General features: G+C 70.0%; 2 protein-coding genes. One reads left to right on the forward strand and one right to left on the reverse strand.

All coding sequences use genetic code 11. From position 1 onward, the window contains the following. Window positions 1-1,074: AI-2E family transporter (locus tag HY703_07760; protein MBI4545073.1), on the forward strand; the 1,074-nt coding region annotated here is incomplete at its 5' end. Between the two features lie 54 nt (window positions 1,075-1,128). On the opposite strand, the gene HY703_07765 is transcribed toward HY703_07760, so the two are convergent. Then, on the reverse strand, window positions 1,129-2,283 hold the full coding sequence (locus tag HY703_07765) for a DUF1343 domain-containing protein (protein ID MBI4545074.1): 1,155 nt from the start codon (window positions 2,281-2,283) through the stop codon (window positions 1,129-1,131). Window positions 2,284-2,285 lie beyond the last annotated feature (2 nt).

A 2,285-nucleotide genomic window follows, 5' to 3' on the forward strand; every position in this document is an offset into this window, starting at 1 on the left:
GAGATCCTGCTCCTCCTCTTCATTGCCGTACTATTCGGACTCTACCTCGGCGCGGCCACCGACAGCTTGCAGCGCTGGGTCGGCGCGCCCCGCGGCATCGCGCTCGCCAGCGCCGTGCTGCTCACTCTGCTCGGCGGGGTCGGCATCGCCTACCTCGTCGTGCCGCCCGTCGCCGAGCAGAGTGAGGAACTCGTCCAGGCCCTGCCCGCTCAACTGGTACGCTGGGAGGCCCAGCTCCTGGCGCTCGCCGCCAAGTCGCCGGTCGCCGCCCAGATCCTGGGGCCGCTGCGGGAGGGGGAAAGCTATGTAGGCACCATCGTGCAGCAGGTGGGGGGGTACTTCCGCGGCTTCGTGCCTTACGTCTTCAGCGGGTTGCAGTTCCTGATCCACGTCATCAGCGTCGGCGTCATGGGCATATACCTGGCGCTTCGGCCTGCCATCTACCGCGAAGGCTTCATCGCGCTCGCGCCCCCCGTGCACCGCGAGCTGGTGCGCGACCTGCTTGCCGAGCTCGGCCGCGTGCTCCGCGCCTGGATCGTAGGACAGCTCGTGGCCATGACCATCCTCGCCGTCCTGACCTGGATCGGCCTCGTCGTCCTGCGCGTGCCCTACGCCCTGGCCTTCGGCGTGTTCACCGGCGCCGTCGCCATTGTCCCGTTCTTCGGCACGCTCTTCTCGACGCTGCTCCCCGCTCTCTTCGTGCTCGGCACGGCCGGCGCCCTCAAGGCGTTGCTCGTCGTCGCGCTCGGCATCGGCGTGCACCTCGTCGAGGCCAATTTCGTGGCACCTATGATCATGGAGCGGCAGGTCCAGCTTCCGCCCGTACTCACCCTGCTCAGCGTTCTGGTCATGGCGCACCTGCTCAACGTCATCGGGCTGCTTGTCGCCGTGCCCGTGCTGGCCACCGTCATGGTCATCGCCCGCCGCATCTACGTGCACCGCGTGCTCGAGGACCAGGGCTTCCGCCGCGCGGTCCGCGACCACCCGGTCGAAGTCCGCCTCCCCGGCGACGGCGCCGTCCTCGTGCACCCCGCCGCCCAGCACTCGACGCTGCCCGCCCTGCTCGAGCAGTAGCGGGGGTATCCCTGCCTTCCCGTACCCGTACCCGTACCCGTACCCGATCGGGTTTCAGTTCGGGTAAATCAGATACTTCTCCCGCAGCCGCCGGAACCGCTCCAGTGGCTCGGCCCAGCCGGCCGTGATCTCCTCCAGCGAAACACCGGCCGCGACCTGCTCCCGCAGCCGCGTTGTTCCCGCCAGTCGATCGAAGTGAGCCACGCGCCACTCGAGCCGGTCCGGGTGCAGCCGCTGCACCTCGACCAGCGCCGCCACCGCCGCCACGGTCGGATCATAGACCCGCCGGTCGGTGGTAAGGAAGCGCACACCGCGCACCGGCTCCCCGTCGTACTTCCCATCCCCCGGCCTCTGCGGCGTGAAGCTCACCGCTTCGAGGCGCACGCCCGGCAGCCGGTACGCTTCCAGCCCGTGGACCACCGTCTCGGCATCCAGCCAGGGTGCGCCGATCTGCTGAAAGGCGATGGGCGTACCCCGTCCCACCGACAGGTTGGTCCCCTCGAACAGGCAGGTGCCCGGGTAGTGGGTCGCGCTCTCGACCGAGGGCATGTTGGGCGAGGGCGGGATCCAGGGCAGGCCCGTGTCCTCGAACCACATGCCGCGCCGCCACCCCTGCGCTGGCACCACCGTCAGCTCGACCGGCACGCCGAACTCGCCGCGGATCAGCCGGGCCAGCTCTCCGGGAGTCAGGCCGTGCCGCATCGGCACCGGGTACAGCCCCACAAAGCTCGCCTGCTCCGCCTCCAGCACGTTCCCCTGCACCAGTTCGCCGCCAATGGGGTTGGGCCGATCCAGCACCACGAACCGGATCCCATGCTCCGCCGCCGCCTGCATGGCCAGCGCCATGGTCCACACGTAGGTGTAGTACCGAGCCCCGATGTCCTGGATATCGAAGGCCAGCACCTCTACGCCCTCGAGCATCGCCGCCGTCGGCTTGCGCACGCCGCCCGGCGCATAGAGCGAGTAGATCGGCAGCCCCGTCTTCGCGTCCCGCCCGCTCGCCACCGCCGCGCCCGCCTGCGCGCGCCCCTGGACCCCATGCTCCGGGCTGTACAGTGCCACCAGCTCGATCCCGGGATGCTGGTGCAGCAGGTCAATGCTCGTGGCCGCCGCTACCTCGCGCGCCGCTCCCGTGAACTGCCCCACGCCCGTGTGGTTCGTGATCAGCCCGACCCGCCGGCCGCCCAGCAGGCTGGCGTCGCCAGCCAGCA

This window comes from Gemmatimonadota bacterium, from assembly GCA_016209965.1.
Classification (GTDB): domain Bacteria; phylum Gemmatimonadota; class Gemmatimonadetes; order Longimicrobiales; family RSA9; genus JACQVE01.